Raw genomic sequence first — 24,345 nt, forward strand, 5'->3', positions numbered from 1 at the left:
CAGATATTCCAGTATTAAATTTTAGCTTTCAGCCGGTGCGGAAAATCCTGCAAGTCAATAGTCAGTCCCTGATCATTTAAAGGCCAGATGGACGTATTGACGGGAGTGCTCTGCTGATGCAGACGGCTGTATTTATCGGCAGCAATAAGAGTCGCAATATGGTGATCTGGAATAGTGTAAGCATTAATCACTGTTTTCGGATATTGCGTGCGCGCATAGAACCCTTCGTCATTTTCCCCTTGATGCAGAGCGAATATACGCTCGATAGCGGGTAAATACACGCCATAGCTTAGCCAGGCATCAACACCTTGCGAAGCTTGAATTTCTGCGGTGCCTTTCATATTGGAAATAACTTTACCCAAAATATCCTTTTCGCCTTTTGCTGTGAAGTATTCAATATATTGCTGTTCAGCAGACTGAAATTTTTCAAGTGTTGGCAAAAATTTATTAATCATTAAATGCACCTATTTTATTTTCAATATTTCTCAGTTCTGAATGGATAATACCATATTTTTTTTATGGGTATTTTGTGCGGATTTTAAAAAAATCAGCAAAATTGCAGCATGTTTGAAATAACTCGCTAAGTTTCTATAGAAATAAAGGGCAGTGTCAAAAAAATGATGACATTTTTTGACACTGTATCAGCATGAATAATACTGCGCTATGCACTGTTGTGATTAAAAAAGAAGATCTCTGTCTCGCAATTTTTGTGACTAATAATCGTTTTTATGGATTAAATTTTTAAATTGTCTTTTTGTGACAAATCACGCTATTTGTAATTAATACTGAATCTTTATACTATATATTTTCAAGTAAATTATTGATTTTATATGTTAATTTTAAGTCACATTTTAATGTGAAAGTGCTTAATAATTCGGGGGGATTATGAAAAGTGTGATTGATTTTACGTCTAGCAAGCTGAGTGTTTGTATTTTAGCGCTGATGCTGACAGCTTGTGGTGGTGGAGGCGGTGATAGTAGTAGTGTTAGTAGTAGTGATAGTGAAAATGAAAATGGCAACATTGTTTGTGGTACCGGGGGGGCTGTAGGGACTCCTGATAATGAGCTATATCCAGAGCCAGAAAAAGATGTTGCAGAGCCTTCTAAAATTGGTTTTTATGATTGTGATGCGAAAGATCAAATACGTGCTATTCGTGCTGATTTAGACGGCGAATTTCAAGCCATGGTGCAATTTGGTCAAGGTCATGTTGTCGATCCGAATGGCAATGAAGCGAAAAAAATGCCTCGTTTAACGTCAGAGCGCGAAGCCTTATTGTTAGTAACGCCAATTGAATCTATGCAGTCAGTGAAAACGTTGAAGGTTGAAATATATCGGAATAACGTACTTTTAAGAACAGCTGATCTGTCACCACCAGAAGATATACCGGCTTCAGATCAAAACATTATTCAAAATCGTCCATCTGTTGTTTACAGTAAGCGGGCGTGGTCAACCAAACTCACTTGGAACGAAGTTCAGCCTGGCTTACATATTAAATTCATCGATTCAGAAAACAGGCAAGGTGAGTTGGCGGAAAGCAAGATCGATTTTGCTTCCCCTGGTGAATTGGTGCTGAATAACATCCGTATCGGAATGTTGACGTCCGCGCCTGTTTCGAGTGGGCATTATATGTTGTTGGAGCCTGAGAAAGCAGGGACAGATTATTTCCAGACTATTCCAGCTGCTCAAATGGTTGTTGCGAAGTACGATGATGTTTTCTTACCGCGTGTTATGGTGTCAAATGGCACGATTTACAGCAGTGCAAGCAGCACAGAGGGTGATGCTTATTCTGGCGATATGCGTGGAGATACAGCGAAATCGACGTTCAGTGTTGGTATTAATTTAGCGAACTGGGGCGTGACCAGTGCATCTATGAGCGATCAGAGCCAGCCGCAGCTGACAGAGTCTGTTGTCGCGCATCATGCTCAGGGGGTTTATAGTAATGGAGTGAGATCTCATGGTCTGAGCGGCGGTAATGGCATGCTGACGCTGTATGATTCTGTAGGTAACGAGTTTAGTCATGAAATTGGCCACCATTATGGTTTAGGGCATTACCCAGGCCGTGTTGAAATTGATAAAAATACAGTGAATGATTTTTGGGCAGCGCATCATGCAGACAGCGGGTGGGGGTATATCGGCTACCGCAATAAAATGCGCGGCAATTTATCTTGGACTGCGACTTGGAAATGGGATGGTTCGAATGGCATTCCAAACTTTAAAAACCTGTTCCCTTACGGTAAAGATGCGATGTCAGGTGGCTATACAGACAGCAACATATCCAAATATACCCATTATACGGGCTACAGTACATTTTTAAAAATCCAGCCCCATTTTGACCGTTATGTATGGGATGAACAATCACCTACAGGCTATAAGAAATGGAATAAAGCTACGCGTCAGATGGAAGTTGCGCAGCCTGTTATGCCAAACTCCACCTCACCGGTATGGTATCGCGCAAATCAAAATTATCCCCGTCCTCGCATTTTTGGTCAACCGGTACTGACGATTCTTGGCGGTTATGACCCAGTGGCTCAAGTTGGCTTATTGTATCCAGCGGCACGTTCTAACTGGGGGAATGTCTATGACTTGCCAAGCGTGAATACATCAATTGGACAGGCATCTTGTTGGTTAAATGTTCAGTACTCCGGTAAATCGACAAATATTGCACTTGCGCCGCAAAGGCTTTGGATAACAGGCAAACCGGAAGGCAATGCGAATAAGCTGCATGTCAATTTATCATTGGCTGAAAACCCGCAAAAGGTAGATTTGTACTGTAAGAAAGCAAACGAAGAAGCAAAACATCTGTCCACTATTGACATTCCAGTATATGAAACTGCAATTAAACCAGCAGTGAAAATTGGCCGTGAAGCGGGGTATAGCGCTTTACGCAAGATTGAACTTCCAGGGCTTGAACAAGCGCTGGTAAATCAATCAAGCAATGCAATTATCGCTTTGTCACCGTCTAATTTCGCCTTGTATGAATCGTACAAAACTTTTGCTCATGAGCTGTCTGGAGCTGCGCAGGCTGAGTTGCGCCGTTTTGAAGAGCAGCAGTCTAAAGTGTACCGGTTAAACCGTTGGATGAATGTATATTCTAAAGACTTGGAAGCACAAAAGCCTAAAGCAATAGAAGCACTTGATAAGTTCAAGACATCTTTAGGTTTGGCAGAAGACAATGTGCTTGAAAATGCCTCACCGATCAAAAATGGCAGCAATTGCTTGAAAGGTGTGCCATTAGGCACTGGTGAATATGATCTTTACATCAGCGGTGCATCTGGTTGTAAGGCAGATAGTACAGAACAGTGGATATATGATGGCTTAGGCCGTATTCATAATAAGAATGCGATTGATCAGTGTTTGACAAGTACGGGTGGTTCAGGCAGTAAGGTTATTATGAGTAAGTGCGGCACAAATTTGAACACTCAAGTTTGGACAATGAACCCTGGCACTGGAACTATTCGCCAAGATGGACAATGTATGGACTTAAATACAGGACATTTGGTGAATAACCGTCAAATACTGATTCGCTACGGGTGTGGTAATAATAATGCCAATCAAAAATGGACAAATTTGACTGCGAATCAAAGCTTAATTTTAGCATATTTAAAACCGCAGAATTTGAAGCTGCTCGCTAAATAAGCATAATTCAATTGCTTATTGCAGATACATTGTTTTCTGCAATAAGCAGCATTTTATAAATCTTAAGTCATAAAATGGCGTACCGCGCATTTCATGGAAAATGCCAGATGGAGTTTCTTAGGTAATGTTATGTGATTGCTACAGCTGTTTGACTTTAAACTGATGAAAATGAATCATTTGATATTATGAGAAGTGAGCGCTATTGGTTTTATGCGATTAAAAAGCAATAAAAAAAGCCCTAAAAGGGCTTTTTTTATTTTGCAGCAAATTAGTTAGCTAAAGCTTTAACTTGTGCATTTAAACGGCTCTTATGACGAGCAGCTTTGTTTTTATGGATGATGCCTTTATCAGCCATACGGTCAATTACAGGTACTGCAGTTTTGTATGCTTCTGAAGCAGCAGCATAATCGCCAGCAGCAATAGCCGCTACTGTACGTTTAAGATAAGTACGAACCATAGAACGTAAGCTAGCGTTGTGTTTGCGTGCTTTAACGTTTTGACGGGCACGTTTTTTAGCTTGAGCAGAGTTTGCCACTCGTGCACTCCTTGAAATAGATTGGTCTGGGCGGGCTGAAACTCAACTGAAAACCAACATCAGAAGAACTATCACCAGCCCGTAAACAAGTGCCATATTTTGATTAGATTATGCAGTTAAGTCAAGTCTTGACATGCTTTGACAACATTTTAGTTGAAGAAAAATTCCTAAGAAAACGTTAGATTAATGATATCGAAGGGAGATTGTTCAAAAAATGATTAAATTTATTGAGAATGCAATTGTGATCGGGGCGACTGGTTTAGTTGGGCGGGAGCTGGTTCGGCAGCTGAGTCAAAATGAAGATTGTGTAAATATTACTGCTGTAGTCCGCAAGCACGATGAAGAGTTTAACCATTTGGGAAAAGTGCAGCAATTTGAGTTGGCGGATTTCTTGATGCTGAATGAGCAGGATGTCAGCGGATATACTCACGCTTTCAGCTGTCTGGGCACAACAATGAAGCAGGCGGGTTCAAAAGAGAATTTTTACAATACCGATTTTGTGATCAATGCACATTTTGCCGAGCTGCTGGAAAATATGAATACACATTATCTTCTGCTCAGCGCATTAGGCGCAGATTCTAAATCCCCTTTTTTTTACAATCGGGTTAAAGGTGAGCTGGAGTACTATGTGAAAAGTCTGGATTTGCCCTGTACGTCCATCATTCGGCCTTCTTTGCTGCTGGGCCAGCGGCAAGAGCAGCGCAAGCTGGAAGATGCAGCTCAAAAGCTTTATCAGCGTTTTTCGCATTTAGTGCCGGATACTTTTAAATACAAGCCAGTGACAGCATCACAGGTGGCTCATACTATGGTCGAGGCTGGGCAAACTCAAACTGAAAAGTTTCAGATTTATGATAATTTACGCATACAAAAAACCAAATGAGGGATAAAACCGTGTCTACAGTGCCTTTTGTAACTTGTGATTTGCTGGATGATCATCCTGAAAAAGACATTCAGGTGGTTACGCCTTCGATGGATGGGAAGTTTTTTAAAAGCTATGGCGCGCGCAAAAGCTTTGGCGGCCAGGCAGTGACAGTCAAATGTTTTGAAGATAATTCACGTGTCAAAGAGCTATTGGCGACTGAAGGCGCAGGCAAAGTTTTGGTTGTGGATGGCGGCGCATCGATGCGCTGTGCATTGATGGGGGATTTAATTGCTGAATCTGCAGTAAAAAACCATTGGAACGGCGTGATTATTTATGGCTGTGTCCGTGATGTCGATGCAATAGCAGCCTTGGATCTAGGGGTGCATGCTTTGGCCTCTATTCCGAAAAAGAGCAACCGCAAAGGCGCTGGGGAAACCGATATCCAGCTGGAGTTTGGCGGCGTCAGCATTCAATCTGGCGATTATGTATATGCAGACAATAACGGTATTGTCATTGCAAAAGAACCGCTGGCTGCGCTTTAAGCTTTTTTGCGCATTCATCAGGTTATTCAAGGGTATTCAAGGCGGCTTAGATGATGCTGCGCCTAAGTTCTGTCAAATGTGCATCAGCCGAAATATCGGCTGATGCACAATGTTCTAGGTTTCTGTTATCTTTCACTTTTCTGGATAGGCTGTGAATGTGTGAAGCCATTTATGTGTTATTTTAGATAAGCAAAAAAATAAAACAGCTATGCAAGATGGAAAATAAATATGCTCAAACATCAAATAAAAGTGGCGCAGTCTTTGCTTTCAAGCTTTGCGGCAGGCGGCCGCGGCGTAAGCGGAACACCGTATCCTATTCAGCCGGAAAGAGCATTAAAACTATATGAATTTGAAGGCTCTCCTTTTTGCCGACGGGTGAGAGAAGTGCTGACAACCTTAAATATTGATTATGAAGTCTATCCTTGTCCGAAAGGCGGTCAGCGCTATCGAAATGAAATGAAAAAATTAGGCGGCAAAACCCAGTTTCCTTTTTTGGTGGATGACAATACGGGCGATCAGCTGTATGAGTCGCAGCAGATCATTCATCATTTATTTAAGCATTATGGGTATTCTGGACAGACGCCTGGGAAATACTCGCATTATCCAAAAATTCCTGTCGCAGCGCTGGCTGGGACGATTATAAATGGTGCCCGCGGAGTATGGGTGAATCAGGCTATTTTACAGCGTGAAGCGCCACAGCAGCTTTTAGAGCTGTGGGGCTTTGAAGCCAGTCCATTTACAAGAATTGTCCGCGCGGAATTAACTGAATTGGAGCTGCCTTATAAGTTTTACAATGCTGCAAAAGAGCGCTGGCAAGATCAAGGTCCTGCAGTTCTGCGCCTTAAACCTGGCAAATATACGCCACTGGCGGGAGGTAAGCGTGAGCAGGTATTAAAGGTTATGGGGAATAATATTCAAGTACCGTATTTGGTTGATCCCAATACAGGCGTTAAATTATTTGAATCTGCCGAAATTGTAAAATATTTAAAACAGCAATATGGCTTAACTGCTTAAATTCAATGGGCAGCGTCATGAAAGCCAAAGGCTATGCCAGAATCTTCAAAATGTTAAAAGCTAAGAATAATTGCAGAATAAACAGGAATATACTTAATTATAGGGATGTTGTGCAGTTTTCTAATTGTTTAGAATTCAGAAAATAGTTTTGAGCAATAGGAGTGATGGCTATGGAAGTGGTTTTACCGGTACCAGTTCTGGTCGTTGAAGATGAAGAAATTATCCAATTGCGGCTTCGTAAAATTTTGCTTGATTTGGGCTATGCCAAAGACGTGCTGCTGTTCGCAAAAAATGTGAAAGAGGCATTTGATATTTTGCAGCAGCAGCCTATTTCATTGGCTTTGATTGATTTGGGGTTGCCTGATGGGCATGGTACGGAAATTATTGAAAAAATTCGAGCCTATGAAAGCAACGCGCTGATTCTGGTGATTTCTGCATGGAGTACGCAGGAAAGCCTGTTTAGTGCGATTAAAGCTGGCGCTACAGGCTATGTCCTGAAAGAGCGTGATGATGCTGAAGTTTTGCTGTCGATCCGCAGTATTCTGCGCGGCGGTGCGCCAATTGATCCTTTTATTGCGCGTGAAATTCTTAAGCAAATTGCTGTCTTAGAGACAGAGCCGCAGACAGAAGTTGAAACCAGCAGCAATGACGCAGATCAAGGTTTGCTGACGATTCGTGAAAAAGAAATTCTGGGCTTGGTGGCGCAGGGCTTGAGTAACCGCGAAATTGCAGAGAAACTGTTTGTCTCGCGCTATACAGTGGAAAGCCATATTAAGCATATTTACCGAAAACTGTCGGTGACCAAACGAACGAAAGCAGTCAGCACAGCACGTTCTTTAGGGATTTTATAAATGGGTTTATGGAAGTATGTATGCTGTATATGTTTGTGTTGCCTGATCAGCACAATATGCCGTGCATCTGTTTCCTACGAAATTAACAGTCAATGCCAAGTTCAGCTGAACAGCATCAATAAAGTAAGAACATCATCGGATTTGGAGCTGCCGCGGCAGGGCTGGGAGCCAGTGAAAGAGCTGCCTGACCACTGGAATGAAACATGGCCGGGGTACTCTGGAGGGGCATGGTATAAGCTGATCTGGGATTGGAATTGCCAGAACAATTCGCGTTTGACAGATCCTATTGCATTTTCCATCAGTTATATTAATTCCGCGGGTGCTCTTTTTTTAAATGGTGATTTGCTTTGGCGGGATAAAAATCTGCAAGAGCCCTTGTCTAAAAGCTGGAATATGCCTAGATTTTGGATCATGCCAGTTTCAGGCTTAAAGAAAAATGACAATGAGATACTGATATATGTAACAGGCTATTCGGCAATGAGTGCGGGGATTGGCAAAATCAGTTTTGATAATGCCATTACAGCCAATACCTTGAATGAACAAAGAATATGGAATACGCGGACACTTTTTCAAATTAATTTAATTTTGTCTGCTACGCTCGGCACGTTTTGCTTTGTGATCTGGCTGTACCGCCGTTCAGAAACAAGTTTTGGCTGGTTTGCACTTAGTTCATTGTTATGGATCTATTTTATATCTAATATTTTAGCTACAGAAACTTATGTATTTTCAAGTTCTATCGTTTCATCACGCATTAATTTGATGGTTTTTTTATTATATATTTTGTGTTTTTGTACATATTTACTCAGATTCATACAGGTAAAAAAACCAAAAATTGAACGGTTTTTTCTGATAGTCACTGCAATATTTATTCTCAGTATTTGGACAGTTTCATTGGCTCAAATGAAAATGCTGTTTGATTTTGTGTTCTTAGCGTATTGCTGTATTTATTTTGCGACATATATTTATTTGTGTTGGGCCGCATGGCGTGTAAGGCGCTCAGATTACATTCTGCTGGCGATTTGCATGACAGTCATTATGTTGATTTCTATATATGATTTAAGAATTGCCTTTTTAGGTCCAGGCTATGAGATTACGCCTTTATCACCATATACTTCGCCGCTATTTACGCTGTTTATTGTCGTTATTCTTGGTTCGCGCTTAGACCGTAATATTAAAAAAATTGAACAGTTTAATGTAGAGCTGTCTACAAAAATACAGCAGGTCAGTTTGGATTTAAGCAGCAGTTTAAATGATCAGCACCGTTTGGAGGTATTTAATGCACGGCTTCAAGAGCGGATGAAACTGTCGCATGACCTGCATGATGGATTAGGTTCATCTATTGTGCGCTCTATGATTTTAGTCGATCAATGTGAACAGAAAATTCCAAATCAGCAATTTTTATCCATGCTGAAACTCATGCGTGATGATTTACGTCAAATTATAGACAGCGGTTCTGCATTGGATGGCAAGATTCCTGAAACGCCTGTGCTGTGGGCCGCTCCTGTACGCCACCGTTTCAGCCAGCTGATGGATGAAATGGATATTCATGCGGAGTGGCGTTTTGCAGAGCGGTGGGAAGCAGAACCTTCGGCTTTGCAATGCTTGAATTTAATCCGCGTATTAGAAGAGAGTTTGACCAATGTTATTAAACACAGTCAGGCGATTCAGGTTAAAGTCAGCATGTATTATACGAGCCCAAAGCAGCTGGAGTTAATTATTCAGGATAATGGAGTTGGTTTTGATGTGGATTGTGTAAAACAAAATGGTATGAGCATTGGCATGCGCAGTATGCAGAGCCGGATTGAAAGAATGGGCGGGCAATTAAGCATTCATTCGGGTAAGGGGCTCACCCAGATACATGCCATCATTAAATTGCAATAAGTGTAAAAAGAGCCGAATACTGGTGATTTTGTAATAAAAAAAGAGGACATTCTGTCCTCTTTTTCAGCATTGAATATTACTCTTCAGAATCTGCCGGCAGCAGCATGAGTACAGATTCATTCATCAGCTGCGCAATATCTTCTAAAATATCTTGATCAAATAAAGTTTCATTCAGGGCAATCGCCTGACCGTCGGCCAATTTTTTTAGATGCGGCGCAAACTGTGCTGAGATGCAGATGCTTTCACCATTTGCCCAAAACAGCAGCTCACCGTCCTGATCGGTATAGAGCAAGCGTGAAGCAGGCTCAAGCATTAACAGATAGCCCTGTTCCAAGGCTTCTTCCAGATCTCCAGTGCCAATGGCTTCAGCTTCTGGAATATTTTCAGGATACTTGGGTTCAGACATTAAGCTGACAATGGCATCTTCAATCACTGTAGAATTTTGCAATTGTTCAAAGATTTTTGCTTTTAAGTATTCCAGCTCATTTTGCGTCATTTGGCCCATTGAACTTTGCTGACTGCGAACAATATCAAGAAGTGGATTTTTCAATAGATCATTTTCAGAGAATTTGTCGCAGATGCGATCCATCATATCTGGAACATTCGGCATGCGGAAACCGAAAGAAAAGGTGAGGCAGTCATCTTCCGCAACGCCGTAATGAGATAAACCGGGAGGTACATACAGTAAATCGCCGGGTGCCAGCACTTCATCAAAATGCACCTCCATTTCAGGCAGCAATTTTAAAGGCTGGCCCGCAACAAAATTTGTATCTGCATTACACATTTGACCTAGCTGCCAGCGGCGGTGGCCGTGCCCTTGCACAAGGAAAACATCATAAAAGTCGAAATGCTTGCCAACCGAACCGCCTTTAGGCGCATAAGACACCATAATGTCATCACGGCGCCATTGCGGAATGAAAGCAAAATTCTTCCACAATTCAGCCAAGTCAAAAGAGTAGTGGTCAACCGCCTGAATCAGCAACGTCCAGAGTTTTGGCATTTTTTGGAAATCCGCTTTCAGCAGCGGTGAAGTTTTGACGGACCACTGGTTTGGGTCACGGTCTTTCTGTTTGATCAGGCGGGCAGTGACATTTTCATCTAGCGCTAATTCCATAACGTCATTGGGTTCTAGCATGCCTGCAATTTCGGGAAGCGCGTTGCGGACGAGGAGCGGTTTTTTTTGCCAATATTCGGTAAGGAATTGCTCGGCAGTGATACCGCCGAGAACGTCTAAAGGTTGAGACATGAAAATAGCCTAAGCAAATTTAAATCAATATTGGCTTATTGTCTTATGATCAAAGGGAGCGGTGCAAGCAATTATATCATTATTTAAATACGCGGGTTATCTGCAAATCAGTCAGCATTGCATGAAGAGTGCTTACTGAATGATTGAATTTTACTTTTGCGCTTTTTTTTGAACTGCATATCCAGCATCCACTTGTTAGATATTCTAAAAGAGGACTAAGCATATTGTCTGCTGGTGATTTATCGCTGAGGAATGCATCTTTCGGGGAAAGTCAGCGAATGGCTATAACATACTGTTCGCTGACTGATTAAATGTCACGCTGTGAATGCATGACCTTAAGGGACTAAAACATCCAGCTGGCGCAGAATGCTGCATAACTGAATCATCGGCATACCCATCAGGGTAGTTTGGTCATGGCCGATCATTTCTTCAAATAGGCTGATGCCCAAACTTTCACATTTAAAGCTGCCCGCGCAATGTAAAGGCTGTTCTATTTCAACATAGCGTTCAATTTCTGGCAGGCTGAGTTTGCGGAACTTTACTTTGTAATGTTCGACCAGTGTTTGTTCAAAACCAGATACCTGATGCTGCACGCTGAGCGCTGTACTGAAATAGACAATCTTGTCTGAATTTGCTTGCAGCTGCTTGACCGCTTTTTCAGCACTGAGCGGCTTGCCAATAAAGATATCTGGCGCGCCTTCACGCCAAGCTACCTGATCTGAACCGATCACAATCGCATCAGGATGCTGTTCAGCAATGCATTTTGCTTTTTCTAAAGCCAAGCGCATGGCCAAATCATCGGCATGGCTTTCACCGCGCGGCGATTCATCAATATCAGGCACTATAGACAGGTAATCAATCCGTAAACGATCCATCAAATCTTTACGGGTTTGGCTGCTGGAGGCCAAAATGATCTTGTGAGTATTCATTACACTGCATATTCCATTAGGACATTAAGCGGTACATAAGAAAGTACTGCTTGATGACATGCTTGTATTTTAATAGGCGGAGCAATGCCTGCTTGGTATGCTTCCACCCAACGGGTCACACAGATGCACCAAAAATCGCCTGGCTGAAGGCCAGGAAAACCGACTTCAGGCAGCGGTGTGGTTAAATCATTGCCCGCTTTTTGAGAAAAGCTTAAAAATTCAGAAGTCATTTCAGCGCACATGGTGTGCTGTCCCAAATCAGTCACAGCTGTATGGCAAAAACCGTTGCGGAAATATCCGGTAATCGGGTCATAGCAGCAGCTGGCTAAAGGCTCGCCTAAGACGTTTAAACGGTTAATATTTGGATCGGGATGAATGGACATAAGCTCTGAATCTTAAAGGGGCTTTTTACTATGATAGCAAAAGTTTGGCTTTCGATGCCTTTTCTGCAAAAGAAGCTAACCTTTTTCTGCATAATCATTTAAAATCTCCGCGTTTTGATATCAATAAAGAGAGCTATACATGAACTTTCAGCGTATGACTGACCTTGATTTAGCAGGCAAGCGTGTACTAATCCGTGAAGATTTAAACGTTCCTGTTAAAAACGGTGTGATTACCAGCGATGCGCGCCTTCGTGCTGCATTGCCCACAATTAAAGCTGCTTTGGAAAAAGGCGCAGCTGTAATGGTTTATTCTCACCTAGGCCGTCCTGTTGAAGGTCAACCAAAAGCTGAACAGTCTTTGGCGCCAGTGGCTGCATATTTAACAGAAGCATTGGGTCAAGAAGTTAAATTGTTTACAGATTATTTAGATGGCGTTGATGTTCAGCCAGGTCAAGTGGTCCTGCTTGAAAACTGCCGTTTCAATACGGGCGAAAAGAAAAACAACCCAGAGCTGGCTGCAAAATATGCAGCGCTTTGCGATGTATTTGTCATGGATGCCTTTGGTACTGCACACCGTGCAGAAGCATCGACTGAAGGCGTGGCGCGTTTAGCGAAAGTTGCGGCTGCAGGTCCATTGCTGGCTGCTGAATTAGATGCACTCGGCCGTGCGCTGAAAACACCTGAAAAGCCAATGGCTGCCATTGTCGCTGGCTCTAAAGTGTCGACAAAATTGGATGTCTTGACATCGCTTTCAGACATTTGCGATCAAATTATTGTAGGCGGAGGCATTGCCAACACATTCCTTGCGGCGGCAGGTTTCAATGTCGGTAAATCATTGTGTGAACATGATTTAATTGATACAGCAAAAGCCATTGCTGCAAAAGTTTCTATTCCTCTGCCAACGGATGTTGTAGTTGCGGATGCTTCTGAAATCAACTTTGATGATTTCTTAGGTTCTTTGGCTGCAGCGAAAGCTGTCGTTAAGAAAGTAGAAGATGTTGCAGACAATGACATGATTTTGGATGTTGGCCCAGAAACTGCAAAAGCATTTGCAGATATCTTAAAAACATCTAAAACCATTCTGTGGAATGGTCCAGTAGGCGTGTTTGAAGTCGATCAATTTGGCGAAGGCACGAAAGCATTGTCTTTAGCGATTGCTGAATCAAATGGATTCTCTATTGCCGGCGGCGGTGATACTTTAGCGGCAATTGATAAATATGGCGTTGCAGACAAAATCGGCTACATTTCGACTGGCGGCGGCGCGTTCCTTGAGTTTGTAGAAGGCAAAACGTTACCGGCAGTAGCAGTATTGCTTGAACGCGCTTAAAGCGTAAAGCAAGTTAAAAAAGGCTGACAGATGTTCAGCCTTTTTTTATTGCTTTTTTTTTTGATATTTAAACGATTCATTTTATAGTCATCAAAATGAAATATAACTGCAATAAAATTTTCTGCAGTTACTCATCTACCTGTAGGAAAATCTGATGAATCTTAAACTGGCACTTGCTGCATTAATTATTGCGCCACTTGCATTAACAGCATGTTCTAAGAAAGAAGAAGCGTCAAAAGCTGAAACTGAAGCATCTGCACCCGCTGCCGATGAACAAACTACACTGGAACAGCAAGCTAAAATTGATGCGCTGGACAAGCCTGTACTTGATGAAAAGAATCAGGATGTGCCTGCTGAAGTGGCCAATGCGCCAGCAGATGCTGCAACTGCGGATGCGGAAGCTCACTAAGTTTGTTGTTTTTATTTTAAAAGTCCCTGCATAAGCAGGGATTTTTTTTATAAAACGGCTTTTTGATGCTGATTTGAAACCATTGTGCATGTAGAATATGTCGCATTACCTGGGAGGACACTATGGCTCTTATTTCATTGCGCCAGCTCTTGGATCACGCCGGCGAACATGCTTACGGCGTACCAGCGTTTAACGTAAACAACTTAGAACAAATGCGCGCAATTATGCTTGCAGCAGATGCAACAAACTCACCTGTCATTGTGCAAGCTTCTGCGGGCGCGCGCAAATATGCAGGTGCACCTTTCTTGCGTCACCTTATTTTAGCTGCGATTGAAGAATGGCCACACATTCCTGTCGTGATGCACCAAGACCATGGTACAGACCCTGATGTATGTCAGCGTTCAATCCAATTGGGCTTCTCATCAGTCATGATGGACGGTTCTCTGGGTGCAGACGGTAAAACGCCGACGACTTATGAATACAACGTAGACGTAACTCGCCGTACAGTAGCAATGGCGCACGCTTGCGGTGTTTCTGTAGAAGGCGAAATCGGCTGTTTAGGCAGTCTTGAAACCGGCATGGCGGGTGAAGAAGACGGCGTAGGCGCAGAAGGCGTACTTGACCATTCACAGCTTTTAACTTCTGTTGAAGAAGCGCGTCAATTCGTTGCGGATACCAATGTTGATGCTTTAGCGATTGCTGTAGGCACTTCACATGGCGCGTACAAGTTCACGCGTCCGCCTACAGGCGATATTTTGGCCATTGACCGCATTAAAGAAATTCATGCGGCGCTGCCAAATACGCACCTTGTAATGCACGGTTCAAGCTCTGTTCCTCAAGAATGGCTTGCAATCATTAACCAATATGGCGGCGACATCAAAGAAACGTATGGTGTTCCTGTTGAACAGCTGGTTGATGCAATCAAGCACGGTGTTCGTAAAATCAACATCGATACAGACTTGCGTTTAGCGTCTACAGGCGCAATGCGCCGTATGATGGCTGAAAAACCAAGCGAATTCGACCCGCGCAAATTCTTTGCTCAAACTGTTGAAGCAATGAAACAGATTTGTGTTGACCGTTACGAAGCTTTCGGCACAGCGGGCAATGCAGATAAGATTCGTCCAATTTCTTTAGAGAAAATGGTCGACCGCTATAAATAATCTGCTATAGATTATTTTTTTAGAAAAGCCCACACTATGTGGGCTTTTCTTTTATTGAAGCATTGAAAATATAGCGCGTTAGCGATGACTTAATGATAAAGAGATTGTCATGGAACTGATTTTTGCCGCTGCGTTATGCAGTGTGGCAGTATCTATTTTACTGAAAATTTGTAAAGAAAAAGGCTTTAACACATTTCAGATGATCGCATGGAATTATGCAGCCGCGAGCATTTTGTGTTTTTTATGGTTTAAGCCGGATTTACAGCATATCTCGATGCAGCATACGCCGTGGTGGCTGATCCTGATTTTAGGCATTTTATTGCCGTCCATTTTTTTGTGTTTGGCGAAGTCGCTGCAGACTGCTGGCATTTTAAAAACTGAAATTGCGCAGCGGCTTTCCGTTGTATTGTCGTTAATGGCTGCGTATTTTGTATTTCAAGAGCAGTTTAATCAGCTTAAAGTTATCGGTATTGTATTGGGGCTCAGCAGTGTGCTGTGCATTTTGCTTTCGCACCGTACTGATGTAGAAAGAATAGAAGGTCCCTATGCCATTTTATATTTAACAGGTGTATGGGTCGGCTATGCGCTGATTGACGTGCTACTTAAATATACGACAGGTTTGGGGCTGCAATTCTCAGTGGCGCTGAATTTGGTCTTTATTTATGCCTTTGCCTTATCAATTTTGTACACCACTGTACGGCATAAAAGCATTGGCGCGGGAAGGGATATTCTTGCGGGTTTGGGATTGGGGGTACTGAATTTTGCCAATATTGCGCTTTATGTTAAAGCCCACATGCTCTTGAAAGACACACCAGCCGTTGTTTTTGCAGGGATGAATATTTTAGTGGTGATGTTTGGCGTACTCAGTGGCCTTGTCATTTTTAAAGAGAAGTTAAGGATCTGGTCTGGACTGGGGCTGTGCCTAGGCATTGTAAGTGTATTGTGTTTGGCTTATACGATGTTTTGAAACGGGATATGGCTGTATGTGCAGAATAAGAGGGCCTGCTGAAGCAGGCTTTTTTAATGTCCTTTGCCATGCAATAAAAAGCCAAGGCCTTAATTGGATTGATCGCGTGCAGATTTAAGCATGCGCCTGTAGTTTGATAAAAATTGAATAGGGTGGTGAATTAAGTCTTCTGTCTCTGCAAGGCCTTGCAGCAGTCCTGCCTGCTGGCAGTTAGGGCAGGCAGGGTAATGATGGGCATCTAATGAATAAGGATGCAAATAGTTTTGATGGCATGTTGCGCATTCAAATTTCATAGGCATATTGAATAGCGCAGGAGTGAAACTCAGTCTGGGAATGCTCAAAGCCATTGGACACCTCACAATCAGGCAATTGGTATGTGTCTAAGGAATAAGCAAAACTTGGGCCAAATGATTCTAATCCATTGATTTTCTTAAACGGATGCCTGACTGAACGTACAGATAAAACAGCGCCTAGCATTCAAGGGAGGCGCTGTTGATCAATCAAATGCTTCAGTTGAATTTAAGCATCAATATCAGCGGTTAAAGCGCAGCATAGAATCTTGCAAATAGCTCTTTGCGATGGCCAGCGGGTATTTGAAAAGGTCTTGGGTTTCGATTGTGCCTTGCAATTGACCTGCATTCTGGCAATTCGGGCAAGCTGGGTAGTTTAAAAATGCGTCTGAATTATATTTATGCATATATACAGTTTTGCATGCTGTACATTTAAATTTCATGGGTAATTTTGGTGCAACAGGCATAATGAGTGACCTATTTTGTATTTGCGCAAAATATACTCGATTATTGTTTAAAAAATAAGTCCTGAAATGACAGAAAAAGGGAGAAATTCTCCCTTTCATCGTTTTTATTTATAAATTAAAGCGTCGTGAAAATATCTTCTTTTACGAGGCGTGATTTTGGCAGCTTTGCATTGAAGTCATTTTCACTGCGGTAACCCAATGTCAGCAGTACAGATGGAATCAGGCCTTTTTCAGCCAAGCCCAGTTCTTCTGTAAGAATAGACTCATCAAAGCCGCCAATAGGCGTGGCATCAATGCCTTCAATGCCTGCCGCCAATAAAGCCTGACCCAGCGCAATAAAAGTCTGGTTTTCTGCCCAGCGCTGAATATCGCCTTTTTCATTGCGGTAGTAATCGACATAGCCTGTGCGGCTGTCTTTTTGACCTTGCTTGGCTTTTTCATCTTTAAAGCGTCCGCTGATTTCATCGCGGTTCAGCAGATTTTCAAGATGGGTTTCGCTGATGTCTGCTTTGGTGCAAAACAAAATTGTGTGTGATGAATCTAAAACTTTAGGGGCATTGTATGCATATTTGCCAACGAGGGCTTTGGCAATGCGCTCTTTCGCTGCCGTATTGTCTGCAATGAAAAAATGCCAAGGCTGAATATTAATGGAAGATGGGGCAAGCCGCAGGATTTCTAACAGGCGCTCAAACTGTGCCTGAGGGATTTTTTTAGCAGGATCATAAGCTTTAGTGGTATAGCGGGTTTTAGAAACGTTCAGCAAATCCATGAATGGGCTCTCCATTAATCAATTTGCTTTATCTTACCTGATTCGAATGACAAATAGATGAGAAGAATTTTCATATAACTTAGAGCTGATAAAGAAAACCCAGAAAGAAGTCTTGAAAGCCGCCGGTGAGCAAGGATCAATTCCTGCTGATTCACAAACGGACTTATAGTTCATTTCAATGAAGAAATAGCAATTCACTATTGGTACTTCTAGCCAAAAGGGGTTTAATCAAATCAATATCTCATCCTGCATTGAGTGTGTACATGATTGATTATACAAACTACTTTAAGCGTAAATTGAAAACCCAGCAGCAGATTGGCTTATGGGTGGGCTTGGCGGATGCTTACGGCACTGAAATCGCAGCCAACGCCGGTTATGACTGGCTACTGATTGATGGCGAACATGCGCCCAGCGATTTAAGAACCACATTGGCGCAGCTGCAAAGTATTGCCGCTTATCCGTCACAAGCGGTTGTTCGCCCGCCAATCGGCAGTGTGCAGCTGATTAAGCAGCTGCTGGATATAGGTGCGCAGACACTGCTGATTCCCATGGTGGAAACAGTAGAGCAGGCACAGATGATGGTGAAAGCCGTGCACTATCCGCCTATGGGTGTGCGCGGCGTGGGGGCAGCCTTAGCGCGGGCAACGCGCTGGAACAGTATTCCTGATTATTATGCCACTGCGCATGAAAATATTTGCCTGCTGATTCAGATTGAGTCAGTCACGGGGTTGGAAAATCTAGATGAAATTCTGAAGATTGACGGGATTGATGGGGTATTTATCGGGGCTGTTGATTTGTCAGCAACCATGGGCTATGAAGGCAATCCCAATCATCCGGAAGTTCAAAAAGCTGTCATTGATGCCATACAGCGCATTCGTGCAGCGGGTAAGGCTGCAGGCATATTATCTACACAACATGAAGCGACGCAACAATATATGGCGCTTGGAACAGAATTTGTTGCGGTTGGTGTAGATACCAGTGTATTGATGAATTCACTGCGTGAACTTTTGCAAAAATATAAGCCAGATGCAGAATCCATCCGTTCAGAAGGCGGCTATTAAGCCCAGCAGCATTACGCAGAGAGCAGCAGTTTGAGTGTTTATACGGATGCTGCAGTTCGTGTAAATTGAACATTTAATATATGTAAAGCTTAGAGTAATAAGTGATTAATTCTAAACTTTGCATATATTGTAATGACAATGTATAATAAAAACCTATTTAAGAATGGGCGAATTGCCTGTTTAATTTTTTATAGCTGATTGTGATTTATTAGTTTATAGCCAAATGGCCTAAAAACTGTGTAGAAAACTGCATGGCTGCAGTCGAAGAATTATTATCCCAAACCCGTTTATTAATCCTCTTTGTTGTGTCACAAAAAGCTCAATTGTTGAGTGAATATCTTGGAAATTTTAAATCAATGGCGTACAGCCATAGCCGTAAATGGCGATATTGTACAAGTAAAAGTAGTTCCGCTTAACCGTAAGCAAAATACGGTAGGCGGCTTTATTTGGGTTCCGGTAGGAGAAGAAATCTTATTGGAATCTGGTCAAACAGTTCCTATGAATTTAGACGGATCCAGTTTTTACATTGGACAGAATCAATTATTCCGTTTGAAGTAAATCTGGCTGAATAATGAGTGATTTAAAAAATGGCATTAATAGTGCCATTTTTTTAGCTCTAAATTTAGCTCAGGATTTTGCGGATTCAGCTCTAATATCAGCGCTTCATGTTCACGCCAGTCACCTAAAACAATACGCGGCTTGCCGTGCAGATCATGGATTTGAGGGCGGTGGGTGTGGCCATGAATTAAAATATCCGCATCTGACAAAGCAAGTTCAACAGCGTGCTGATTGACATCCATAACGTCATAGCTTTTGACTTGATTGGCTTGCTGGCTTTTTTTGCGGAAGCCATTGGCGAGTTTTTGACGGAAGCTTAAAGGCATTTTTTTTAAAAAGCCCAGTAACAGCGGATTGCGGATAATTTTACGGAATTTTTGATAGGAGACATCATCGGTACAGAGCAGGTCGCCGTGTTCTAAACGGATAATGGACTGTGCGATTTTTAAATATTCGATGTCTTTTAGCAATGTGCCGTCGAATTTTTGCAGAAATGTTTTGCCCAATGCGAAGTCGCGGTTGCCGGATAAAAAATAAATTTGATTGCCGGCATCATTAAACTGCTTTAAAGCAGTGATGATTTCATCCAGCCATGGCGCGCTGTAATCATCGCCAATCCATGCATTAAACCAATCGCCTAAAATATACAGCTGGGTGTTGTTGTTTTTATAAGCATCTAATAAATCTAGAAAACCCCGAACGAGCCGAGGGTGATCTGGTGACAAGTGTAAATCTGCGATAAACAGGTAGGTCACGAATCTTTTCCTTATTTTAGAATCCCTCCCAGCCTCCCTTTGATAAAGGGAGGTGTACTTGCATCTAGTCGAGAAGCTCCCTCCTTAATTAAAGGAGGGCTGGGGAGGATTTAAAAATTATTCAGAAATGATTTTAGCAGATTCAATTACAACGTTTTCTAGCGGCACATCAGCGTGGTAACCGCGGTTGCCAGTGCGAACGCCTTTAATTTCGTTTACAACATCTAGGCCTTCAGTAACTTTACCGAAAACAGCGTAGCCCCAGCCTTGTGCATTTTTGCCAGAGTGGTTCAGGAAAGCATTGTTGCCAACGTTAATGAAGAATTGCGCAGATGCAGAGTGAGGTGCTTGTGTGCGCGCCATAGCAATTGTGCCAAGGTCATTGGTTAAGCCGTTGTCAGCTTCATTTTCAATTGCATCACGTGTTGCTTTTTCTTTGAAGTTTTCATCCATGCCGCCGCCTTGGATCATGAAGCCATCAATCACGCGGTGGAAAATTACGCCGTCATAGAAACCGTCACGAACATATTCTAAAAAGTTAGCAACAGTTTTTGGCGCTTTTTCACTGTTAAGCTCAAGCACAATACGGCCTTTAGTGGTGTTTAATTCGACTTGAGGAAAACTCATGGTGTAATCTCCTGAACATGGCTTGCAAAGCCATGGGTTTTTTGGTTGTGAGAAGCATAAGCAAACTGTAAACTACAAGGCAAGTAAAAACGTTATTTTCTTTGTTAAAATGATCAAATAGCGTTTTAATTCTCTTAATTTTTATTTTAAAAGTGATTTTACTGTTATGAAGCCAAATGATGTTGTTTCAACACTGCCGAACACCCCGACACCAAATAGCAACGCCGTCGACACTGTGCAGCAGGAACAACAGCCAGGCTTAGACTTCGTGCGTCAAGTGATTACCGATGATTTGGCTTCTGGCCGTACGCAGCAAGTGGTCACACGTTTTCCGCCAGAGCCGAATGGCTATCTCCACATTGGCCATGTAAAAGCAATTTGCTTGAACTTTGGTATTGCACAAGAGTTTGATGGTTTATGCAACCTGCGTTTTGATGACACAAACCCGGATGCTGAAGAACAAGAATATGTAGATGGTATTGCCAACGACGTAAAATGGTTAGGCTTTGAATGGAATGGCGAACCGCGCTATGCATCAAGCTATTTTGACCAGCTTTATATCTGGGCGGTGCAGCTCATTGAACAAGGTGATGCATATGTTGACTTGCAAAGCCCAGAAGAGATTCGTTTAAACCGCGGCAACTTTGTAGAGCCGGGCAAAAACTCACCGCAGCGTGATGCAACAGTTGCAGAAAACTTAGCGCGCTTTGAACAAATGCGTAATGGCGAGCTGGGTGAAGGTCAGGCGGTTTTACGCGCCAAAATTGATATGGCTTCTCCTAACGTTCACATGCGTGATCCGATTCTTTACCGTGTACTGCATTCTGAGCATCATCAAACGGGTGATAAATGGAAAATGTACCCAATGTACGACTATGCGCATCCTTTATCTGATGCGATTGAAGGCATTACGCATTCATTGTGCACATTAGAGTTTGTTGATCACCGTCCGTTCTATGACTGGGTGATCGAGAAGGTGAAATCACCCTCTGTGCCGCGTCAGTATGAATCAAGCCGCTTAAATGTTGATTACACCATTACTTCTAAGCGTAAATTGCGCCGTTTAGTGGATGGCGGTTTTGTGAATGGCTGGGACGATCCGCGTTTACCTACAGTTGTGGGGATGCGCCGCCGCGGTTTTACAGCAGAAGGCCTGCGTGAGTTCTGTAAGCGTGTAGGTGTTACAAAAGTCGATGGCAGTATTGTAGATGTGGCAATGCTTGAATTCTGTATCCGTCAGTCTTTAGAAAATACCGCAAGCCGCGGCATGGCGGTGTTAAATCCACTGAAAGTGACCTTAACGAATTTGCCTGAAGCAATGGATTTGGTGCATGCGCGCCATCCTAACGTGGACATGGGTGAGCGGATCATTCCATTAACGCAAGACCTTTATATCGACCGTAAAGACTTTGAAGAAATTGCTCCAAAAGGCTTTAAGCGTTTAATTCCAGGCGGTGAAGTGCGTTTACGCCATGCTTATGTAATTAAGTGTGACGAAGTGATTAAAGATGAAAATGGTGAAGTTGTTGAGCTTAAGTGTTCGATCGATCCGGAAACTCTAGGTAAAAACCCTGAAGGCCGTAAGGTGAAAGGTGTTGTGCACTGGGTATCAGCGACTAAAGGCGTGAAAGCTGAAGTGCGTATTTATGACCGCTTATTCACAGAAGCAGACCCTGAAGTAAGCGAAGACTTCCTTGATAATTTAAATCCAAATTCGTTAACGATTGTTGAAGCGGTGATTGAGCCTGCATTGGCAGAAGCGCAGCCTGAAGACCGTTTCCAATTTGAACGTGAAGGCTACTTTGTTGCAGATCAATACGATCATACAAGCAGCAAACCGGTGTTTAACCGCATTTTGGATTTGAAAGACAGCTTCAAGCCAGGTAAGTAAAACCTCGTGTTTTCAATGGGATTAACCTTTGAATTCTAAATAGGTTAAGATCAAGCTCAACTTCGGTTGGGCTTTTTCATGCCGCTTCATCTGTAAAACAATAAGGAATAGCTGTGATTATCCGTGACAAAACCAATAGCTTTAAATTGCTGTTTGCATGGCATGGCACAATTTTGCCAAAAGTTTTTCCTGCATTGCTGGTTGTGGTGCTGATATCTGCCGGTTTGGTTTATATGGCGGCTCGGCACTACGTAGCTGTTCCGGAGGTGCCTGCAATTGGCTTTACTATTTTTGGGGTCATTCTTTCCATCTTCTTAAGCTTCCGCAATACCGCCTGTTATGACCGCTGGTGGGAAGGGCGCAAGCTTTGGGGCGCCCTGATTGCAAATACACGGCATATCATACGTGATACATATGTGCTGGAAGACGATGCCCGTGAAGTGATGATCTACCGTGTGATGCTGTTTACGCACTTGCTACGTGACCGCCTGCGCAAATCACATGCGGCGTATGATCATTACCAAAAGCATATTCTGTTCAGTGAGCAGCAGTGGCAGACATTGCAGGTACATTTGAACCCGCCGCAATACGTCATGGAAATTGTACAAAAAGATCTGGCTGGCTTTTATAAGCAAGGATTGATCACCGATATTATCTACAGCGCATTAACCAGACACACCATCGCATTGGGCGATATTCATGCGGGCTGTGACCGCATTTCATCGACACCGCTGCCATTTTCCTATTCTGTGCTGCTGCACCGCGCCGTGTATTCCTTCTGCTTTATTCTGCCGTTCAGCTTGGAATCCAGCTTAGGCATTTGGACACCGGTCATTGTGGCGCTGATTGCGTATCTTTTTTTAGGGCTGGATGCACTCAGCGCTGAGCTGGAAGAGCCTTTTGGTGAGCAGGAAAATGATCTGCCGCTGGATTCAATTGTGCGCAATATTGAGCGTGAAATGCTTACATCAATGGGGGCTGAACTGCCGCCAGTCATCCATGCGCATAAGAGTAATTTAAGCTGAAAAATGCTGTGCCTTCCAATTTTGAAGATAACAATTCTGTGATATGAAGCCTGCTTAAAGCTGTGTTATCACAGAAAGATCTCGAACAGTAAGACTTGGAAGGATGAAGTGATGAGCATAGTGATTGAAACCCAAATGCTGATACGGAGATCAGCCAATATCGTTTTTAATGCTTTTGTAGATCCGCTAATCACTGCACAGTTTTGGTTTAGCCAATCTACAGGTTATTTAGAAAAAGGCAAGTCTGTACAATGGACATGGCAAAAATATAATGCAGTGGCCAATGTGCATGTGCTGGATATCCAAGAAAATAAATTAATTCGCATCACGTGGGGTGAGCCGAAAAGCAAAGTTGATTTTATATTTGAAAAAATTTCGGCTCTGGAAACCTATGTCACGATTAAAAATTATGATATCCCCCTTGAAGGAGATGCATTAATGAACTTTGTGATCGACAGTACGGGCGGCTTTACGACTGTGCTGGATGCTGCAAAAATACATTTGGAACATGGAATTCGCGCAAATTTTGTGCAGGATAAGTTTCCGCCATTTTAAAAAATTACAGCGGTATTTATCCAGTAGCTGTATTGTGGCCTAAGTTATTGTTTTTTATGTTCTTGCTGTTTTAATTCTGTATAAACAGATATTTGCATTTTGGCTTTTTCGCGTAATTTTTTCTTAATATAAAAGACCAGGGCGAAGCAAGTTGTAGTCACGGTCAGCATCATGCTGTTCATAAAACTCATGGCGGAACTGACATAGCCGATGGTCGTCAGCCGGTTCATCATGCGCACGACTTGAGGGCTGCTTTCTACACCTGTAATGGCCCAAGTGCATAGATGTTCACAGTTATTGATGATCAGATGATAATTATTTTCATGCATACGCGAGCGCATGCGGCGTACAACTTTACGGCCGGTATATTTAGGCGCACGGTAAGGCTGGATTTTAAATTTTTTACCATGGCAAAAAGCCTCCAAAGAAGTGATTTCGATGGGGTGCTTTTTGAAGAGATGAGCGAAACCTGAGTAATGAATTACTCTGCCTCGTCCTGCATAGATTCCATGATGGCTATAACCAAGATGCTTAATGATTAAATGCGCCCCTAGAGGAATCCGTGGTGTCTGCTGGTGCATGTAGACGTTTACCAATAAAGCTGC

The 24,345-nt window shown here is 42.7% G+C and carries 25 protein-coding genes; 15 read left to right on the forward strand and 10 right to left on the reverse strand.

Annotation, left to right across the window (positions count from 1 at the left end):
* Positions 1 to 14: 14 nt before the first annotated feature.
* The gene (locus tag OKC24_RS02460; protein WP_130144724.1) at positions 15 to 455 is read right to left on the reverse strand and encodes a hypothetical protein; all 441 of its coding nucleotides are present in this window, start codon (positions 453 to 455) and stop codon (positions 15 to 17) included.
* A 430-nt stretch (positions 456 to 885) separates the two neighbouring features.
* Here OKC24_RS02460 and OKC24_RS02465 point away from each other — a divergent pair, with 430 nt between their 5' ends.
* Positions 886 to 3,636 carry a M66 family metalloprotease gene (locus tag OKC24_RS02465; protein WP_131275864.1) on the forward strand — a complete coding sequence of 917 codons (2,751 nt, stop codon included), beginning with the start codon at positions 886 to 888 and terminating at the stop codon, positions 3,634 to 3,636.
* A 268-nt stretch (positions 3,637 to 3,904) separates the two neighbouring features.
* On the opposite strand, the gene rpsT is transcribed toward OKC24_RS02465, so the two are convergent.
* A complete protein-coding gene (gene rpsT, locus OKC24_RS02470; RefSeq protein WP_005010321.1) occupies positions 3,905 to 4,171 on the reverse strand; it encodes a 30S ribosomal protein S20 in 267 nt (88 codons plus the stop codon).
* Between the two features lie 214 nt (positions 4,172 to 4,385).
* Here rpsT and OKC24_RS02475 point away from each other — a divergent pair, with 214 nt between their 5' ends.
* The 5 genes from OKC24_RS02475 to OKC24_RS02495 all read left to right on the forward strand — a co-directional run bounded on the left by OKC24_RS02475 (position 4,386) and on the right by OKC24_RS02495 (position 9,321).
* Positions 4,386 to 5,051, forward strand: a complete 666-nt coding sequence (locus OKC24_RS02475) for an NAD(P)H-binding protein (protein ID WP_130144726.1) — start codon at positions 4,386 to 4,388, stop codon at positions 5,049 to 5,051.
* An 11-nt stretch (positions 5,052 to 5,062) separates the two neighbouring features.
* On the forward strand, positions 5,063 to 5,575 hold the full coding sequence (gene rraA, locus OKC24_RS02480; protein WP_130144728.1) for a ribonuclease E activity regulator RraA: 513 nt from the start codon (positions 5,063 to 5,065) through the stop codon (positions 5,573 to 5,575).
* 228 nt (positions 5,576 to 5,803) lie between these two features.
* Positions 5,804 to 6,589 carry a glutathione S-transferase N-terminal domain-containing protein gene (locus tag OKC24_RS02485; protein WP_130144730.1) on the forward strand — a complete coding sequence of 262 codons (786 nt, stop codon included), beginning with the start codon at positions 5,804 to 5,806 and terminating at the stop codon, positions 6,587 to 6,589.
* Between the two features lie 161 nt (positions 6,590 to 6,750).
* A complete protein-coding gene (locus OKC24_RS02490) occupies positions 6,751 to 7,440 on the forward strand; it encodes a response regulator transcription factor (protein WP_130144732.1) in 690 nt (229 codons plus the stop codon).
* Complete coding sequence (locus tag OKC24_RS02495) at positions 7,441 to 9,321, forward strand: sensor histidine kinase (RefSeq protein WP_171457709.1); 1,881 nt, start codon at positions 7,441 to 7,443, stop codon at positions 9,319 to 9,321. It abuts the gene before it with no gap.
* A 76-nt stretch (positions 9,322 to 9,397) separates the two neighbouring features.
* Here the strand turns inward: OKC24_RS02495 and OKC24_RS02500 are convergent, their stop codons facing one another.
* The 3 genes from OKC24_RS02500 to OKC24_RS02510 all read right to left on the reverse strand — a co-directional run bounded on the left by OKC24_RS02500 (position 9,398) and on the right by OKC24_RS02510 (position 11,879).
* The gene (locus OKC24_RS02500; RefSeq protein ID WP_130144734.1) at positions 9,398 to 10,567 is read right to left on the reverse strand and encodes a ribosomal protein uL16 3-hydroxylase; all 1,170 of its coding nucleotides are present in this window, start codon (positions 10,565 to 10,567) and stop codon (positions 9,398 to 9,400) included.
* Between the two features lie 335 nt (positions 10,568 to 10,902).
* Positions 10,903 to 11,496, reverse strand: coding sequence for a Maf family protein (locus OKC24_RS02505; RefSeq protein ID WP_130144736.1), 594 nt, complete (start codon positions 11,494 to 11,496; stop codon positions 10,903 to 10,905).
* Positions 11,496 to 11,879, reverse strand: coding sequence for a DUF2237 family protein (locus OKC24_RS02510; RefSeq protein ID WP_005010308.1), 384 nt, complete (start codon positions 11,877 to 11,879; stop codon positions 11,496 to 11,498). Before OKC24_RS02510 ends, OKC24_RS02505 begins: the two co-directional genes overlap by 1 nt.
* Before the next feature lie 139 nt (positions 11,880 to 12,018).
* Between OKC24_RS02510 and OKC24_RS02515 the strand changes: the two genes are divergently transcribed.
* The 4 genes from OKC24_RS02515 to OKC24_RS02530 all read left to right on the forward strand — a co-directional run bounded on the left by OKC24_RS02515 (position 12,019) and on the right by OKC24_RS02530 (position 15,742).
* A complete protein-coding gene (locus OKC24_RS02515) occupies positions 12,019 to 13,206 on the forward strand; it encodes a phosphoglycerate kinase (protein ID WP_130144738.1) in 1,188 nt (395 codons plus the stop codon).
* Positions 13,207 to 13,360: 154 nt separating this feature from the next.
* A complete protein-coding gene (locus OKC24_RS02520; protein ID WP_005010304.1) occupies positions 13,361 to 13,615 on the forward strand; it encodes a hypothetical protein in 255 nt (84 codons plus the stop codon).
* A gap of 122 nt (positions 13,616 to 13,737) precedes the next feature.
* Entirely contained in the window at positions 13,738 to 14,775 is a 1,038-nt protein-coding gene (fba, locus tag OKC24_RS02525) for a class II fructose-bisphosphate aldolase (RefSeq protein WP_005010302.1), read from the forward strand.
* 109 nt (positions 14,776 to 14,884) lie between these two features.
* Positions 14,885 to 15,742, forward strand: a complete 858-nt coding sequence (locus OKC24_RS02530; protein WP_130144740.1) for an EamA family transporter — start codon at positions 14,885 to 14,887, stop codon at positions 15,740 to 15,742.
* 89 nt (positions 15,743 to 15,831) lie between these two features.
* Here the strand turns inward: OKC24_RS02530 and OKC24_RS02535 are convergent, their stop codons facing one another.
* Both OKC24_RS02535 and nfsB read right to left on the reverse strand, forming a co-directional pair.
* Positions 15,832 to 16,035 (reverse strand): hypothetical protein, encoded by a 204-nt coding sequence (locus tag OKC24_RS02535; RefSeq protein ID WP_307735397.1) that lies wholly within the window; start codon positions 16,033 to 16,035, stop codon positions 15,832 to 15,834.
* Between the two features lie 579 nt (positions 16,036 to 16,614).
* Positions 16,615 to 17,268 (reverse strand): oxygen-insensitive NAD(P)H nitroreductase, encoded by a 654-nt coding sequence (nfsB, locus tag OKC24_RS02540; protein WP_265464713.1) that lies wholly within the window; start codon positions 17,266 to 17,268, stop codon positions 16,615 to 16,617.
* A gap of 263 nt (positions 17,269 to 17,531) precedes the next feature.
* On the opposite strand from nfsB, the gene hpaI reads away from it, so the two are divergent.
* Together hpaI and OKC24_RS02550 are read left to right on the forward strand one after the other, a co-directional pair.
* On the forward strand, positions 17,532 to 18,329 hold the full coding sequence (gene hpaI, locus OKC24_RS02545) for a 4-hydroxy-2-oxoheptanedioate aldolase (RefSeq protein ID WP_130144746.1): 798 nt from the start codon (positions 17,532 to 17,534) through the stop codon (positions 18,327 to 18,329).
* A 339-nt stretch (positions 18,330 to 18,668) separates the two neighbouring features.
* Positions 18,669 to 18,887: a transposase gene (locus OKC24_RS02550; RefSeq protein ID WP_130144853.1), complete on the forward strand. Its 219-nt coding sequence runs from the start codon at positions 18,669 to 18,671 to the stop codon at positions 18,885 to 18,887.
* 35 nt (positions 18,888 to 18,922) lie between these two features.
* Here OKC24_RS02550 and OKC24_RS02555 read toward each other — a convergent pair whose 3' ends face one another.
* Together OKC24_RS02555 and OKC24_RS02560 are read right to left on the reverse strand one after the other, a co-directional pair.
* Entirely contained in the window at positions 18,923 to 19,642 is a 720-nt protein-coding gene (locus OKC24_RS02555; protein ID WP_130144748.1) for a UDP-2,3-diacylglucosamine diphosphatase, read from the reverse strand.
* A gap of 117 nt (positions 19,643 to 19,759) precedes the next feature.
* Positions 19,760 to 20,269 (reverse strand): peptidylprolyl isomerase, encoded by a 510-nt coding sequence (locus tag OKC24_RS02560; protein WP_005010281.1) that lies wholly within the window; start codon positions 20,267 to 20,269, stop codon positions 19,760 to 19,762.
* A gap of 166 nt (positions 20,270 to 20,435) precedes the next feature.
* Here OKC24_RS02560 and OKC24_RS02565 point away from each other — a divergent pair, with 166 nt between their 5' ends.
* The 3 genes from OKC24_RS02565 to OKC24_RS02575 all read left to right on the forward strand — a co-directional run bounded on the left by OKC24_RS02565 (position 20,436) and on the right by OKC24_RS02575 (position 23,740).
* Entirely contained in the window at positions 20,436 to 22,160 is a 1,725-nt protein-coding gene (locus OKC24_RS02565) for a glutamine--tRNA ligase/YqeY domain fusion protein (RefSeq protein WP_131275860.1), read from the forward strand.
* A gap of 113 nt (positions 22,161 to 22,273) precedes the next feature.
* On the forward strand, positions 22,274 to 23,185 hold the full coding sequence (locus tag OKC24_RS02570; protein ID WP_131275859.1) for a bestrophin family protein: 912 nt from the start codon (positions 22,274 to 22,276) through the stop codon (positions 23,183 to 23,185).
* 111 nt (positions 23,186 to 23,296) lie between these two features.
* Positions 23,297 to 23,740 (forward strand): SRPBCC domain-containing protein, encoded by a 444-nt coding sequence (locus OKC24_RS02575; protein ID WP_131275858.1) that lies wholly within the window; start codon positions 23,297 to 23,299, stop codon positions 23,738 to 23,740.
* A gap of 44 nt (positions 23,741 to 23,784) precedes the next feature.
* On the opposite strand, the gene OKC24_RS02580 is transcribed toward OKC24_RS02575, so the two are convergent.
* On the reverse strand, positions 23,785 to 24,321 hold the full coding sequence (locus OKC24_RS02580; protein ID WP_131275857.1) for a lecithin retinol acyltransferase family protein: 537 nt from the start codon (positions 24,319 to 24,321) through the stop codon (positions 23,785 to 23,787).
* Positions 24,322 to 24,345: the final 24 nt, after the last annotated feature.

It is taken from the genome of Acinetobacter entericus (genome assembly GCF_026168575.1).
GTDB lineage: Bacteria > Pseudomonadota > Gammaproteobacteria > Pseudomonadales > Moraxellaceae > Acinetobacter > Acinetobacter bouvetii.